Annotated in this window: 13 protein-coding genes; 3 read left to right on the forward strand and 10 right to left on the reverse strand. The window is 74.0% G+C overall.

Features of this window, described 5'->3' with window-relative positions; genetic code table 11:
- Positions 1 to 33 precede the first annotated feature (33 nt).
- A complete protein-coding gene (locus ACH4PY_RS13210; protein ID WP_398180194.1) occupies positions 34 to 1257 on the forward strand; it encodes an MFS transporter in 1224 nt (407 codons plus the stop codon).
- Between the two features lie 57 nt (positions 1258 to 1314).
- Here ACH4PY_RS13210 and ACH4PY_RS13215 read toward each other — a convergent pair whose 3' ends face one another.
- Positions 1315 to 2739: a uracil-xanthine permease family protein gene (locus ACH4PY_RS13215; RefSeq protein ID WP_398180197.1), complete on the reverse strand. Its 1425-nt coding sequence runs from the start codon at positions 2737 to 2739 to the stop codon at positions 1315 to 1317.
- Positions 2740 to 3106: 367 nt separating this feature from the next.
- Complete coding sequence (locus ACH4PY_RS13220) at positions 3107 to 3949, reverse strand: helix-turn-helix transcriptional regulator (protein WP_398180200.1); 843 nt, start codon at positions 3947 to 3949, stop codon at positions 3107 to 3109.
- Between the two features lie 155 nt (positions 3950 to 4104).
- Between ACH4PY_RS13220 and ACH4PY_RS13225 the strand changes: the two genes are divergently transcribed.
- The gene (locus ACH4PY_RS13225; RefSeq protein ID WP_398180203.1) at positions 4105 to 4968 is read left to right on the forward strand and encodes an NAD-dependent epimerase/dehydratase family protein; all 864 of its coding nucleotides are present in this window, start codon (positions 4105 to 4107) and stop codon (positions 4966 to 4968) included.
- Between the two features lie 82 nt (positions 4969 to 5050).
- Positions 5051 to 5761 carry a DUF5995 family protein gene (locus ACH4PY_RS13230; protein WP_398180206.1) on the forward strand — a complete coding sequence of 237 codons (711 nt, stop codon included), beginning with the start codon at positions 5051 to 5053 and terminating at the stop codon, positions 5759 to 5761.
- On the opposite strand, the gene ACH4PY_RS13235 is transcribed toward ACH4PY_RS13230, so the two are convergent.
- From ACH4PY_RS13235 to rpe, 8 genes are all read right to left on the reverse strand, one after another.
- Complete coding sequence (locus ACH4PY_RS13235; protein WP_398180209.1) at positions 5722 to 7428, reverse strand: flavin monoamine oxidase family protein; 1707 nt, start codon at positions 7426 to 7428, stop codon at positions 5722 to 5724. The two genes, ACH4PY_RS13230 and ACH4PY_RS13235, sit on opposite strands and share 40 nt — an antisense overlap.
- Positions 7425 to 8213 (reverse strand): carbon-nitrogen hydrolase family protein, encoded by a 789-nt coding sequence (locus ACH4PY_RS13240; protein ID WP_398180861.1) that lies wholly within the window; start codon positions 8211 to 8213, stop codon positions 7425 to 7427. The genes ACH4PY_RS13235 and ACH4PY_RS13240 overlap by 4 nt, the downstream gene beginning before the upstream one ends.
- A gap of 234 nt (positions 8214 to 8447) precedes the next feature.
- Positions 8448 to 9404, reverse strand: coding sequence for a PRC and DUF2382 domain-containing protein (locus tag ACH4PY_RS13245; protein WP_398180212.1), 957 nt, complete (start codon positions 9402 to 9404; stop codon positions 8448 to 8450).
- Positions 9405 to 9534: 130 nt separating this feature from the next.
- Positions 9535 to 9990: an Lrp/AsnC family transcriptional regulator gene (locus ACH4PY_RS13250; protein WP_031517638.1), complete on the reverse strand. Its 456-nt coding sequence runs from the start codon at positions 9988 to 9990 to the stop codon at positions 9535 to 9537.
- Between the two features lie 21 nt (positions 9991 to 10011).
- Positions 10012 to 11460: a GuaB1 family IMP dehydrogenase-related protein gene (locus tag ACH4PY_RS13255; RefSeq protein ID WP_398180215.1), complete on the reverse strand. Its 1449-nt coding sequence runs from the start codon at positions 11458 to 11460 to the stop codon at positions 10012 to 10014.
- 25 nt (positions 11461 to 11485) lie between these two features.
- Positions 11486 to 11821, reverse strand: a complete 336-nt coding sequence (locus ACH4PY_RS13260) for a barstar family protein (protein WP_398180218.1) — start codon at positions 11819 to 11821, stop codon at positions 11486 to 11488.
- A gap of 75 nt (positions 11822 to 11896) precedes the next feature.
- On the reverse strand, positions 11897 to 12910 hold the full coding sequence (locus ACH4PY_RS13265) for a sugar-binding transcriptional regulator (RefSeq protein WP_398180221.1): 1014 nt from the start codon (positions 12908 to 12910) through the stop codon (positions 11897 to 11899).
- Between the two features lie 95 nt (positions 12911 to 13005).
- The gene (rpe, locus tag ACH4PY_RS13270; RefSeq protein WP_398180224.1) at positions 13006 to 13671 is read right to left on the reverse strand and encodes a ribulose-phosphate 3-epimerase; all 666 of its coding nucleotides are present in this window, start codon (positions 13669 to 13671) and stop codon (positions 13006 to 13008) included.
- Positions 13672 to 13682: the final 11 nt, after the last annotated feature.

Here is a 13682-nt window from a genome sequence, read left to right on the forward strand (position 1 = left end):
CTTTCAGGCAGGCTTCCTGATAGTTTACGCACCATGACGACGAGCGCCCCCGACACCAACTGGACACCCGCCCGGGTACGCCGCTCCCACCTGGCCATCGCCACGGTCTTCGCGGTGCACGGCGCCGTCCAGGGCACCTTCGCCACCCGCATCCCGTGGATCAAGGACCATCTGGGGCTCAGCGCGGGCGAACTGGGCATCGCGCTGGTGTGCCCGGCGATCGGCTCGGTGCTGATGATGCCGCTGGCCGGGCGGCTGATGCACCGGCTGGGTTCACGCGCCGCGCTGCGGATGCTGCTCGCCCTGTGGTGCGCGGTCCTCGTGCTGCCGCCGCTGGCCCCCGGGCTGCCGTTCCTGTGCCTGGCGCTGCTGGCGTTCGGCGCGAGCGCCGGCATGGCCGACGTCGTGATGAACGCGGTCGGCGTCGCCGTCGAGGAGCACAAGGGCAAGTCGATCATGTCCGGTCTGCACGGCATGTGGAGCGTCGGCACCCTGTTCGGCGCCGCCGTCGGCGTGCCGGCCGCGCACGCCCGGCTGGACGGGCGGATCCACCTCGGGGTGGTCGCCGCGGTGCTGGTGACCGTCGCGCTGCTGCTGTCCTCGCAGGTGCCCGACCTGCACCCGGCGGCCGACGAGGACGCGCCGCCGCGCTTCGCGCTGCCGCCGAAGTCCGCGCTGGTGATCGGTGCGATCGGATTCTGCGGCGTCTTCGCCGAGGGGGGCACCGCCGACTGGTGCGCGGTCTTCCTGCGCGACATCGCACACGCCTCGCCCGCGATAGCCGCGCTCGCGTACACCGCCTTCTCCTGCACGATGGCCACCGCCCGGCTGCTGGGCGACATCGCGGTCCGCCGGCTCGGCGCCGTCCTGGCGATCCGGGTGGGCGGCGTGATCGCCACCGCGGGCGGCCTGCTGGTGGTGTTCGCCCACTCCCCGGCCCCGGGCATCGCGGGCTTCGCGCTCATCGGCGTGGGCATCTCGGTCGTGGTGCCGCTGTGCTTCGCGGCCGCCGGGCGCAGTGGGTCCAACCCGGCCCGGACGATCGCGGGCGTCGCGACCGTCACGTACACCTCGGGCCTGGTGGCGCCCGCCGCGATCGGCGGCATCGCCGGGGCGTCGTCGCTGACCGTCTCCTTCGGCCTGGTCACGGTCCTGACGCTGGGCCTGGTGTTCGGCGCGGGCGTGGTCGGGACGCACGGGGCGAGCCGCAAGGTCGCGGGCGGCACACCCGAACCGGCCCCCGTGGCGGCCGAGTAGCACCCCAGAGCCCGCCGGGGGGCGGGGGCCCCGACCGGAGTGGGAGCCGGTCCGGTGTCATCCGCCCCCCGGCGTATCCGCTCCCCCGGCGTCTTCGCCGCCGGATCCTCCGCCCGGTCCGCCGCCCGGTCCGCCGTCCGCGCCGAAGGAGCCCGTGCGCAGGTACGCGGGCGCGACCAGGCGCGCCACGTGGTAGCCGACGAGCACCAGGACGGTGCCGAGCGCGATGCCGCTCAGCGAGAAGGTGTCGGTGATCTTCAGGGTGACGTTGCCGATGCCCGCGACGACACCGCCCGCGATCGGCACCAGGTTGACGGGGTTGGCCAGGTCGACCCGGTTCTCCACCCAGATGCGCGCGCCGAGCAGCCCGATCATGCCGTAGAGGATGACGGTGATGCCGCCGAGCACCCCGCCGGGGATCGCCGCGATCACGGCGCCGAACTTGGGGCACAGGCCGAAGAGGATCGCGAAGCCCGCGGCCGCCCAGTAGGCGGCGGTGGAGTAGACCCGGGTCGCGGCCATGACGCCGATGTTCTCGGCGTAGGTGGTGGTGGCCGGGCCGCCGAAGGCGCTGGAGAGCACGGTGGTGCCGCCGTCGGCGGCGATCGCGGTGCCGAGTACGGAGTCCAGCCGGTCGCCGGTCATCTCGCCGACGGCCTTGACGTGCCCGGCGTTCTCCGCGATGAGCGCGATCACCACGGGCAGCGCGACGAGCACCGCGGAGCCGTCGAAGGAGGGCGCGTGGGTGCTCGGCCAGCCGAACCACGCGGCATGGCCGACCTCGTGCAGGTCCAGCCGCCAGTGGCCGCCGGTGTGCCCGGTGGCCGTGTGCTGCACGCCGATCCGGCCGAAGACGCGGTCGAACAGCCAGGAGATCCCGTAGCCGAACAGCAGCCCGAGGAAGATCGCGATCCGCCCCGCGAAGCCGCGCAGCCCCACCAGCGCGAAACCGGTGAACAGCAGCGTGAGCAGCGCGGTCCACTGGTCCTGCGGCCAGTACGTGCCGGCCGCGACCGGCGCGAGGTTGAAGCCGATGAGCAGCACCACCGCGCCCGTCACCGGCGGCGGCAGCACCGCGTGCACGACGCCCGGTCCGAGCGCGCGCACCGCGAGCCCGCACGCGCACAGCACCGCCCCGACGACGAGTAGCGCCCCGGTGAGGGTCGCGCTGTCGCCGCCCTGCGCGCGGATGGTCGCGGCCACGCCGACGAAGGCCAGGCTGCTGCCGAGGTAGCTGGGGACGCGCCCGGCGGTCGCGAGCAGGAACAGCACGGTGGCCACGCCCGACATCAGCACGGCCAGGTTGGGGTCGAGGCCCATCAGGACGGGGGCCACGAAGGTCGCGCCGAACATCGCGACGACGTGCTGCGCGCCCAGCCCCACCGTGCGGCCCCAGCTGAGGCGTTCGCCGGGCCGGACCACCTCGCCGGGGCGCGGGCTGCGGCCGTCGCCGTGCACCGTCCAGCCCACTCCGCGCACCATGTGCCCGCTCCTCGCCGCCGCCCGCCGCCGCTTGCGCCCTCAACGTAAGCGGCACGGCACGGGCGGCACGGGCGCGGAAGGGCCGCCGGACCGCGGGGTTCATACGGTCGGCGCACACGCCGCGAAGGGGGCCTGCGGTGCGGAGCGCTCACGCAGCGGCCGGTCAGTGGTTCGGCGGACGCGCACGGGGGAATCGCGCCCGCCGAACCGAAGCCCACGTTACCGGCGCCTGCCGCTCCGAAGGGAGCCCGCAACGGGCAATTCATTCCGCGGGATTACGCCATGGCACAGGCGCGCATTCACCTGCCGTGTCCCGCACGGCAGTTGAGCTGCCGTCAGGCCCGCACGCGGGGGAACAGCAGTACGATCAGCGGGCCGTCAGATCCTGCAGTCCGACCACCCGCAGGAGCTGTAGCCGCTCGTACGACTCACTTCCCGGCCGCGCGGTGTAGACGATGAGCTGCTGGTCGTGCCCGGCGCTCAGCAGCACCTCGCAGTCCAGCGTCAGCTCCCCCACCACCGGGTGCACGAAGCGCTTGGCGTCCGAGCGGCGCACCGCGACCTGGTGCTCGTCCCACAGCCGGGAGAACTCCGCGCTCACCGCCCGCAGTTCGGCCACCAGTGCGGCGGCGCGCGGGTCGTCGGGCCGGGCGGCGAGCACCGCGCGCAGGTTGGCCACGCTCGCGCGGGCGTGGTGCTCGCGGTCCTCCGCGGGGAAGATCGCGCCGGCGGACGGGTCGGTGAACATCCGCCGCATCATGTTGCGCATCGCGGGCGGCCGGGCCGACACGTCACCGCTGAGGGCGACCGACATCGCGTTCTGCGCGAGGACGTCGCCGATGTCGCTGACGACCTGGGCGGGCGTGTCGTGCAGCCGGTCCAGGACCAGCAGCAGGCCGGGGCGCACGTGCCCGCTGCCCGCGGTGTCCCGCGGCGGCTCCTGCCCGCACAGGTGGAAGAGGTGGTCGCGCTCGTCGGCGGTCAGCCGCAGCGCGCGGGCCAGCGTGGTGAGCATCTGCCGGGACGGATGCGGGCCGCGGGACTGCTCCAGCCGGGTGTAGTAGTCCACCGACATGCACGCCAGCTGGGCGACCTCCTCCCGGCGCAGTCCCGGGGTGCGGCGGCGCGCGCCGCCGTTCAGGCCCACGTCCGCGGGTGCCAGGCGGGCGCGGCTGCGGCGCAGGAAGTCGGCGAGTTCTGGTCGGTCCACCCCTCCAGCATGCGGCCGACGGGGCGGGCTATCCAGGGAGTGCCACTCCCTGGATCGGCAGGTCTCTCCCGGCCCGGACGGGGCCGCCGCAGGGTGGAGGGCGCCGGCGGACGCGTCCCGTCCGCCGTGCACCGCACCGATCCCAGGAGGACATCATGAGGATTCTGGTCACCGGGGCCACCGGCCAGGTCGGCCGCCGCTTCGTCCCGCGGCTGCTGCAGCGCACCGGCCCGGACGACACCGTACGCGTACTGGTCCGCGACGAGGCGCGGGCCGAGCCGCTGGCCCGCGCGGGGGCCGAGGTGCTGGCGGGCGACCTGCGCGAGCCCGCGGACGTCGCCAGGGCGCTGGAGGGCACCGACGCGGTCGTCAACGTCGCCGCGGCCTTCCGCGGGGTGCCGGACGACGAGTGCATGGCGGTCTGCCGGGACGCGGCCGTCGCGCTGGGCGAGGCCGCGGCCGCCGCGGGCGTCACCCGCTTCGTCCAGGTCAGCACCAATCTGGTGTACGGCACCGGACACGGCAGGCCGTCGGTCGAGGACGACGTCCCGGTCCCCGGCGGGCGCATGTGGGGCGCCTACCCGGCGGCGAAGAAGGAGGCCGAGGACCGGCTGCTGGCGCTGCACCGCGAGCGCGGCCTGGACGTGCGGGTGGCGCGGCTCGCCTTCGTCTACGGGGAGGGCGATCCGCACCTGGCGGACTCGCTGCGCTGGGCGGGCGGCTGGGCGGCGCACATGCGGCTCCAGACGGTGCACCACGCCGACGTGGCGCAGGGCGTCCTGCGGGTGCTGTACGCGCCCGGGGTGGCGGGCCGGATCTACAACGTCGCCGACGACGCCCCGGTCTCCGCGGCCGAACTGCACTGGCTGAACGGCGTCCCGGTCCCCGAGGGCAGCGCCGACCGGCCGCTGGAGGACCCGTGGGAGGGCGTCGTCTCCACCGTCCGCATCCGCGACGAGCTGGGCTACCGCCCGCTCTTCCCCTCGGTGTGGACGGCCCGCGACGCGGGCGCGCTCTGACACGCACCCGCACGGGTGGCGCGGACCGGTGCGGCGGTGCGGCGTACGGGAGTTGCCGGGCGGGCGCGGACAGACTGGGCGCATGACGACCGACGTAGCCGCCGTGCTGGAGCGGATGCGGGCCACCGACGCGGGCCTGCCGTACGGGGACGGCGTCGCCGTCTTCACCCGGGTCTACGCCTCCGTGACCGAGGAGGTCGAACGGCGGCTCGCGGGCGGCGACTTCACCGACCGGGTGGTCGCGGCCCGGCTCGCGGTGCGGTTCGCCGGGCGCTTCCTGGCGGCGGTCGAGGACGACGCGGCGGGCCGCCGCCCGCCCGCGTGCTGGCGCCCGCTGTTCACGCTGCGCGCCCACCCGGGGGTGCGGCCGCTGCAGTTCGCGCTGGCCGGCATCAACGCCCATGTCGGGCACGACCTGGCCCTCGCGGTGCTGGACACCTGCCGCGCGACGGGGCTCGGGATCGCCGCGCTCGAAGCGGACTTCGACCGGATCGGCGAGGTGCTCACCGGCATCGAGGAGCGGGTCCGCGAGGAGCTGATGCCCGGCCCTGACCTGCTGGAGGCCGCCGACCCGCTCACCCACCTGGTGGGGTCCTGGTCGCTGGCCCGCGCCCGGGACGCGGCCTGGGCGGCGGCCCGGCTGCTGTGGGCGCTGCGCGGCTCGCCCGCCGCGTACGACGAGTGCGTGAGCCGGCTGGACGCGGGCGTGGGGCTGGTCGGCCGGCTGCTGCTGACCCCGGCCGGGTGCGGGGGTCAGTCCTCGGGCAGCAGCACCGGCGCCAGTTCGTCGTAGCGGTCGCCGGGCCCGGGGTTGAGCGGGTCGGTGGCGCCGCCGAGGTGGCGCATGACGCCCCACACCGCGTTGAGCGCGGTCTGCACCGCGCCCTCGGCCCACCCGGCGGTCCACGAGATGTCGTCGCCCGCGAGGAACAGCCCGCGCCGGTCGGCGGGCAGCGCGTCCTGCACGAAGTGCGTGAACAGCCGCCGCTGGTAGCGGTAGTGGCCGGGCAGGTTCGCCTTGAAGGCGCCCATGAAGTACGGCTCGTTCTCCCACGAGACGGTCACCGGGTTGCCGATGACGTGCTTCCTGATGTCGACGCCCGGGTAGATCTCGGCGAGCGAGCCGAGCATGACCTCCATCCGCTCGTGGGCGCTCAGCGGCAGCCATTTGAGGCTGTCGTCGCTCCAGGTGTACGACAGGCAGATCGCGGCCGGCCGGTCCGGCCCCTGCTCCAGCAGATAGGTGCCGCGGGTCATCCGGTCGGTGAGCGTCATCGACATCACGTCCCGCCCGGTGCGCGGGTCCTTGTCCCGCCAGAAGGGCCGGTCCACGGGCACGAAGAGCTTGCTGGACGCCATGTAGTGGGTGCGTTCGATCGCGGTCCAGTGGTCGATCGGGAAGAGCGCGTCGTCGCAGGCGATCTTCGACAGCAGCATCCAGCTCTGCGCGGTGAAGACCACCGCCTTGTACGAGCGGATGTCGCCGGTGGTGTCGGTGACCGTGATCCGGTTGCCCGCGGTGCGGTGCAGCCCGGTGACGGCCGGGCGCGGGACGCCGCCGTCGTGCAGCGAGGCCGGCGAGGTGCCGCGGGGCCAGTGCACGGCCTTGTCGGGGGCCTTCTCCCACAGCCGCAGCGGCAGTTGCCGGCTGCCGCCGTCGATGCTGCGGTGGTCGTCGTCGGCGCCGGTGTAGACGACCCGCAGGATCTCCAGGATCGAGTTGGGGAAGTCGGTGTCCCAGCCGCCGGTGCCGAAGCCGACCTGCCCGAAGATCTCCCGGTGCCGGAAGGACCGGAAGGCGGGCGAGTCGCACAGGAAGCCGTAGAAGGTCTGGTTGTCCAGCCGCTCCACCAGCGCGGACCATATCCGGCGGATCTCCGGGACGTCCCGCTCGCGCAGCGCGCGCTGCATCGAGGAGAAGTCGGCGCCCTCCTCCAGGCAGGCGTTCCAGGCGTGCATCACCTGGTGGTAGACCTCGGGCAGGTCGTCGAGCGACGTGGCGTAGTGCGTCTCGCCCTTGAGGTCGACGACGGTCGACGGGGTCGCGGGCGCCAGCGGGTTGGGGAAGGGCGAGCTGCGCAGGCCGACCAGGTCCGCGTAGTGCCAGAAGGCGGTGGAGGAGGGCGGGAAGCGCATCGCGCCCATCTCCGCGGTCAGTTCCGGGTCGCAGCCGTCGAAGCCGACGGTACGCAGCCGCCCGCCGATCCCGTCCGCCTCGTAGACCACCGGCCGCAGGCCCATGGTCAGCAGCTCGTACGCGGCCACGATCCCGGACAGCCCGCCGCCGACGACCGCGACCTCCGTGCCGTGCTCGGCCGGCGGCACCGCGCCCAGCCCCGCCGGATGGGCGAGGAAGTCGTCGTAGGGGAAGGGGAAGTCGGGGCCGGACATCGTCACGGGCGGCTGGGTCTGCGCCTCGATGTGCTGCTCGTCGTGGACGGCGGTGGGCACGGACGTCATGTGCGGGGGCTCCTGGCGGTGAGGGTGCGGTAGAGGTCGGGCCGGCGGTCGTCGAGGTACGGCGTGGCCGCGCGCGCCTCGGCGATCCGCGCGGGGTCGGCGTCGCCGAACAGCACGCCGGGCCCCGCCCCGGCCCGCGCGGCGACCTCGCCGTCGGGCCCGGCCAGGCAGCTCAGCCCGGCGAAGTCGTAGCCGCCCTCCGGGCCGCAGCGGTTGGCATAGGCGACGAACAGCCCGTTCTCGTACGCCCGCGCCGGTACGAGCAGCCGCGGCACCGCCTCGTACGGCCGCATCAGCGCGGTGGGCACCGCCAGCACGTCGGTGCCGGCCAGCGCGTGCGCGCGCACCGCCTCGGGGAATTCCACGTCGTAGCAGACGAGCAGGCCGATCACGAGGCCGTCCAGCTCGGCCTGCACGACCGGCTCCGTGCCGGGCGCGAACGCGGCGCGCTCGCCCTCGCCGTACAGATGCGCCTTGCGGTACGTGGCGCGTACGGTGCCGTCCGGCCCGACGAGCCGGACAGTGTTGCGGACCGTGTCCCCGTCGCGCTCGGGCCAGCCGTACACCACGGCGAGCCCGTACTCCGCCGCGACCCGGGCCGCACACGCGGCGGCGGGCCCGTCCGCGCCCTCCGCGAGTTCGGCCGCCCGCGGGCCCAGCACGTAGCCGGTCCACGACAGCTCGGGCGCGACCATGAGCCGCGCCCCGCCGCGCGCGGCCTCGCGCGCCGCCGCCTCGAACGCGGCCCCGCCGGGCGCCACCCCCTGAGCCAGCGCGATCCGCACCCCGTACTCCTTCTTTCCGCAGGTCACCCCGTACGACTCGACGCTACGTACGGGGTGCGGCGCACTCAAGACCCATCCCTTGCGCGCTGCTGCCCGATCCGTTGCGCGTTTCCGGCCACCACCGGTGATCCGTTGCGTGGGGCCCGCGCCCCTGGAGCGCGGGCCCTTGGGACGAGAAGGCGCCCGGTCTCCGGGGGGCCGGAGACCGGGCGGGGGACCGCCGAGGAGGGGCGGTCAGGGGGTGTCACCCGGGAGGGGGTCCGAGGGGGACTCCATGTCCGCCTCGATCCTTTCCTTCCGCACCCGCCCGTGGACCTTCTTCTGCTCCACGTGCTCCTCGACCCGCATCCGCACCCGCTCCTTGGGGACGACCTCCGTCTCGACGACGGGGCTCTCCTCGTGCAGGGTCACGTAGCTCTCGGCCTCGCTGATCTCGCGGCCGGAGCGCAGGGCCTCGCGGTCGGTGGCGCTCAGCGGTTCGCGCTCGACCTTGACCTCCTCGTGGCGTACGGGGACGGTCTGCTCGACCTCCTCGACCTCGACGAACTTGCGCAGCCTGGCCTTGCCCGAGGCGTGGCGTTCGACCTTGACGTGCATCTCCTCCTCGGAGCGGGTCAGGGCCTCGTTCTCGGCTCCGGCGGCGGTGCCGCGCTCGGGTGCGCCCGTGCGGCCGGGCATCCCGGAGGTGCCCATGCCGGCCCCGGCGCCCGCGCCCGCGGCGGCGGACTTCTCGTCCGTCCCGCCCGGGATGTCGGCCCCGGTGTCCCGCGCGGAGCGCTTCGTGCCCGCCGCGGCGCCTGCCGCCCCGGCGGCCCCGCCCGCGGCGGCGGCCTTCTTGCCCGAGGTGTCGGCGGACTCGCTCTTGTCGCCGCTGCGCTCGATGCCGTAGTACCGGTAGAGGTGCTGCTCCTCCTCCACCGACAGGTGGCCGCCGGAGTCGACGTCGACGTTCGGCGCGCCCTTGATCTTCTCCCGCGCGTACGGCACCTCCAGGTGGTCCTGGACAAGCCGCGCGGAACGGGTCGGCACGAAGGTCTCGTTGCTGCCGAAGAACCCGGTCTTGACCGTCACCCACTCGGGGGCTCCGGTGTTGTCGTCCAGGTACATGTGCTTGGCGTCGCCGACCTTCTTGCCCTCGGCGTCATGGACCGGATGGCCCACCACCTGGGGTATCTGTTCGCGCGTGATCATGTCGCCTCCTACGGGCTGCCGTGACCTGGGAACGGTCACTGAACGGATTACCCGGGAGGATCCGGCAAAACCTAACGAATCAGACATTTTGCCCGATGTGTCGTGCGGCGGCCCGCGACACCGGGCGCGATCAGCCGGGGCTGCCCGCCCCGTAACGGCGCAGCAGCGGCGAGAGCACCAGCACCGACTTGGTCCTGGTCACGAAGGGCTCACCGGCGATGCGCTCCAGCACCTGCTCGAAGTGCCGCACGTCGGCGGCGAAGACCTGCACCACCGCGTCCGCCTCGCCGGTCACGGTCGAGGCGGACGCCACCTCCGGGTAGCGGGACAGCCCGCGCCGGATGTCGTCCGGCGAGGTGTTGTGGCGGCAGTACAGCTCCACGAGGGCCTCGGTCTGCCAGCCGAGCGCGGCCGGATCGACCCGCACGGTGAAGCCGGTGATGGCCCCCGCCGCCCGCAGCCGGTCCACCCGGCGCTTGACGGCGGGGGCCGACAGGCCCACCTCGGCGCCGATGTCGGCGTAGGTGCGGCGGGCGTCGGCGGCCAGCGCGTGGACGATGCGTTCGTCGAGTTCGTTGAGCGGCACGAGGCCCGACGCTACCGCCGGCTACTGCCAGCTGGCGTGCAAGGGCTTGCCCTCGGCGTATCCCGCGGCGCTCTGGATGCCGACGATCGCGTTGCGCTCGAACTCCGCGAGCGAGCCCGCGCCCGCGTACGTGCACGCGCTGCGGACCCCGGCGATGATCGAGTCGACCAGGTCCTCCACGCCGGGCCGCACCGGGTCCAGGTACATCCGCGAGGTGGAGATGCCCTCCTCGAAGAGCCCCTTGCGCGCCCGGTCGTACGCCGACTCCTCGGCGGTGCGGTTGCGGACCGCGCGGGCCGAGGCCATGCCGAAGGACTCCTTGTACAGCCGCCCGTCCGCGGCCTGCTGGAGGTCGCCGGGCGACTCGTACGTCCCCGCGAACCACGAGCCGATCATGACGTTGGAGGCACCGGCCGCGAGCGCCATCGCGACGTCCCGCGGGTGCCGTACGCCGCCGTCGGCCCAGACGTGCCTGCCGTGCCGGCGCGCCTCGGCGACGCACTCCAGGACGGCGGAGAACTGCGGGCGGCCCACCCCGGTCATCATCCGGGTGGTGCACATCGCACCGGGTCCGACGCCGACCTTGACGATGTCGGCGCCCGCCTCGATGAGGTCGCGGGTGCCTTCGGCGGACACCACGTTGCCCGCGACGACCGGGACCCCCGGGTCGAGCGCCCGGACCGCGCGGACCGCGGCGAGCATCGACTCCTGGTGGCCGTGCGCGGTGTCCACCACGAGGGTGTCCACTCCGGCCTCGAGCAGCTGCGCCGCCTTGCCCGCCACGTCCCCGTTGATGCCGACGGCCGCGGCGATCCGCAGCCGCCCCTCGGCGTCGACGGCGGGCTGGTAGAGCGTGGCGCGCAGCGCGGCCGTACGGGTGAGGATGCCGGCGAGCCGGCCGTCGGCGTCGACGGCGGGGGCGAGCTTGCGGTGGGCGTCCTCCAGCCGGTTGAAGGCGTCCCGCGGGTCTATGCCGGCGTCGAGCACCAGCAGGTCGGCGGACATCACCTCGGACAGCTGGGTGAAGCGGTCCACACCGGTCAGGTCGGACTCGGTGACGACACCGACCGGGCGGCCGTCCTCGACGACCACGCCCGCGCCGTGCGCCCGCTTGGGCAGCAGCGACAGCGCGTCGGCGACGGTCTGGCCGGGGGCCAGGGTGATCGGGGTGTCCAGCACCAGGTGGCGCCGCTTGACGTAGCCGACCACGTCGGCGACGACATCGATCGGAATGTCCTGCGGGATGACGACGAGCCCGCCGCGGCGGGCCATCGTCTCGGCCATCCGGCGGCCGGCCACGGCGGTCATGTTGGCGACCACCAGCGGAATCGTGGTGCCGGTCCCGTCGGGGGCCCGAAGGTCCACACCCTGCCGGGAGCCCACCGCGCTGCGGCTCGGCACCATGAAAACGTCGTCGTACGTCAGGTCGTACGGAGGCTGAACATCATTGAGGAAACGCACGTACTTCATATTTGCATGCGAAGGTCGGCGGTGCCTACGGAGGAACATCCGGCTCTTGACCAGGCCCCTTCGTATCTTCCTCCAGGACCACCCGCAGCTCGGTGTCGGTGCCCCGCCAGAACAGCTCGGCGTCCCGCAGGATGTCCCGGACGATCCGCCACTCGCGCGGCAGCGCCGCCGCGAAACCGGACCAGCCGCGGACGTCCAGCCGCCGCCCGTCCGGTCCGGCGGGCCACCACGACAGGTCGGTGAGGCAGTCGGCGAGCGAGTCCCAGGTACGGCCGAACCACTCCGGCAGGGCCAGGTCGGCGGTGCACCGGTCCATGAACGCCTGCCGGTCGGCGACGCCGGTCAGGTCGAGCACGAGCATGCGCCGATGCTGCCACAGCGGACGCCGGGGCGCGCGGCAGCGGCGCGCCGGGCCGTCTGTGCGCGTCAGCGGCCGTCAGTGGTCGTCGGGGTCTGCCCGCTCCAGCGCCGGGCGCTCCGGGGCGCGGGTGTCGGCCAGCAGCCGGTCGGCGGCGGCGATGTCCGTGACCAGGCTGGTGACCAGGCCGGAGCGCAGCACCGCGTCGATCGCGGCGGCCTTGCGCGTACCGCCCGCGATGGCCACCACCTCGGGGATGCGGCGCAGCCGGTCGGCGTCGATCGTGATGCAGCGCTCCCCCAGGTCGCGGCCCACCCGGCGGCCGGCCGCGTCGAAGAGGTGCGAGGACATCTCGGCGGCCACCCCGAGCCCGGCGTAGTGCTCGCGCTCCTCGTCGGTGAGCGCGTCGTGGACCGTGGAGACCCCCGCCTCCCACGAGCCGACGGACACCACCGCGACGGTCACCTTGTCGTAGTGGCCCATGACGGCGGCGATACCGCTCTGGCCGCGCAGCGCGGCGGCGGTGGCCGGGTCGCCGAGCACCATCGGCGCGTACAGCGGGTGCGCCTCGCCGCCGGAGACGGCGGCCGCGGTGCGTACCGCCTCGACCGAGCCGCGCTCGGCGGTGCCGACGTCGTAGACACCGGTGAGCTGGACGACGGTGCAGGGGGCGAGCCGGTCGATGGCGTTGGCCATGGTGATGATGGAGCGGCCCCAGGCCAGGCCCAGCACGTCGCCGTCGGTGACCAGCTCGCCGAGCAGCCCGGCGGCGACCGCGCCCAGGTTCTCCGGGTCGGGGGCGTCGGCCTGGTCCGGCGGGGTCTGCACGACGACCGCGTGCCGCAGCCCGTAGTGCGCGCGCAGCGCGTCGGAGCGTTCGGCGTCCAGTTCGGCCGGGACCCGGATCTCGATCCGCACCAGCTCACGCTCCAGCGCGGTCTCCAGAACCCTGGCCACCTTGAAGCGGCTCACGCCGAACTCCTCGGCGATCTGGATCTTGGACTTGCCCTCCAGGTAGAAGCGACGTGCCATCGCCGCCGCCTGGACCATCTCCCCTGGGCCCATGCGCGCGTGCGCGCGGCCTGTGCTCACGTCCGTCTCTCCCCAGTCGCCCGGCCGGTCCGGCTTCTCCGCCATCCTCGCAGACGCCGGGGGTTACGGGCGCGTAGCACCCGGCGGACGGAGGATCAGTGCCGGTGCGCCGAGGCGGCCTGTTCCCGCAGGGCCCGGACCGCCGCCGCCGGGTCGGCGGCGCCGTACACCGCGTTGCCCGCCACGAAGTTGTCGGCGCCCGCCTCCGCGCAGCGCTCGATGGTCTCGGCGGACACCCCGCCGTCCACCTGGAGCCACATCTCCAGACCGTGCCGGTCGATCAGCTGCCGGGTACGGCGGATCTTCGGCAGCATGATGTCCAGGAACCTCTGCCCGCCGAAGCCCGGCTCCACGGTCATGACCAGCAGCATGTCGAGTTCCGGCAGCAGGTCCTCGTACGGCTCGATCGGGGTCGCCGGACGCAGTGCCATCGACGCGCGGGCGCCCTTGGCGCGGATCTCCCGGGCGATGCGGACGGGCGCGGCCGCGGCCTCGACGTGGAAGGTCACCGACGAGGCGCCGGCCTCGACGTACGCGGGCGCCCAGCGGTCCGGGTCCTCGATCATCAGATGGCAGTCCAGCGGCGTCCCGGTCGCCTTGTGCAGCGACTCCACCACCGGCAGACCCAGCGTCAGGTTCGGCACGAAGTGGTTGTCCATGACGTCCACATGGAGCCAGTCGGCACCCTCGACCGCCCTGGCCTCGTCGGCCAGCCGGGCGAAGTCCGCGGACAGGATGCTGGGGCTGATCTGCACGCTCATGGCCCCCAGCA

Origin of the sequence: Streptomyces sp. NPDC021224, assembly GCF_044332905.1 — a bacterium.
In the GTDB taxonomy this organism is placed as follows: domain Bacteria; phylum Actinomycetota; class Actinomycetes; order Streptomycetales; family Streptomycetaceae; genus Actinacidiphila.